Genomic DNA, 1,066 nt, shown 5'->3' with positions numbered 1-1,066 from the left:
TTTTAAGTGTCATGCTTTACCTCGTGTGGATTTTAAATATAAAAAAACCGCCGAAGCGGTTTAAGAGATTTGATTATGAATGTCTCTCAACAAATAGAGATTCGGCATAACTAGATAACATAGACTTTTCTACATCACTATCTGCCTGTTCGATTATTTCGTTTAGCTGCTCCTCAGCATCATCAGGAAGCGGCTCCATATTAACAAGCTTAGAGGCTTGTTCTATTAACTTTTTAATTTTTTCCATTTGACGCCCTTATCTAATGATTCAAGAAATTTAAATAATTCTGGATATAGTCGCTTTTTAGCTTCATTGCGATTTTCAATGTAAAGTGAAAAGGATTCTGCAAGAAATTCCTTTTTGCTATCCCGTCCATATTTACTAATCGCTTATTGCCAGCCCTGTTCCCACCCTTTAGAGATAATATTGTCAATCTCTACACGATACTGATTATGTAATGCGTGTCCCATTTCGTGAGCATAAACCCCTCTAGGTGTTGGTACAGCGTTCCACGTAACATAATCCATTTCATTAATTATATTAGTTAATCGCTGATTCTTAAGATTAATAACGGAATTTAACGACTCGCTCTTGAATCCTAATGTTTTACTATATAAATCAACCAACAGCAATTCTTTTTTATCTACACTGCCTTTTGTAATAATCAGAGCGTTTGTATTTGGGGCAAATGCTGCAAGCATATTTTTATTTGGCTTACCATAGTAATGAACATCCCCATTTATTGACCCTCATATCTAAACTGTGGTAAATCGAACCGTTCCTGAATTTCTGATACCAATTTTAAGCATGGCGCCAGTTCTTTAGCGTCAATATCATTAGGTATATTAGAAATTTCAGTAATATTCTTTCTTGACCAGTCATTAAGCTCTTCTACTTCCGTTAATACCTGCCGTTTCGGTTTATATTGACCTTCCCATTCGTCGGCTTCTTTTAATAATCTCTCTACACTAGATTGGTTATATGGCTCGCCCTTTTCATTAAGCAGTACAGTTATTTGAGCGCAATAACAATTGAATCGGTTACCATTCTCTTCATACCATTCCT

General features: G+C 35.6%; 2 protein-coding genes and 1 pseudogene. All 3 read right to left on the bottom strand.

Translation table 11 applies throughout. From position 1 onward, the window contains the following. Window positions 1–73 precede the first annotated feature (73 nt). Window positions 74–247, bottom strand: coding sequence for a hypothetical protein (locus J3U74_RS12375; protein WP_267338092.1), 174 nt, complete (start codon window positions 245–247; stop codon window positions 74–76). Window positions 248–390: 143 nt separating this feature from the next. Then, on the bottom strand, window positions 391–702 hold the full coding sequence (locus J3U74_RS12370; protein WP_267328481.1) for a hypothetical protein: 312 nt from the start codon (window positions 700–702) through the stop codon (window positions 391–393). A 38-nt stretch (window positions 703–740) separates the two neighbouring features. Then, window positions 741–1,066, bottom strand: a pseudogene (locus tag J3U74_RS12365) (hypothetical protein); the annotation flags it as partial.

Origin of the sequence: Gilliamella sp. B3892, assembly GCF_026536305.1 — a bacterium.
Lineage (GTDB): Bacteria > Pseudomonadota > Gammaproteobacteria > Enterobacterales > Orbaceae > Gilliamella.
This window is presented reverse-complemented; position numbering and strand designations above follow the sequence as displayed.

Bases quoted from the DNA above. Each gene is read 5' to 3' on its own strand.
- J3U74_RS12370 (WP_267328481.1), bottom strand. From the start codon at position 702: ATGCTTGCAGCATTTGCCCCAAATACAAACGCTCTGATTATTACAAAA.
- J3U74_RS12375 (WP_267338092.1), bottom strand. From the start codon at position 247: ATGGAAAAAATTAAAAAGTTAATAGAACAAGCCTCTAAGCTTGTTAAT.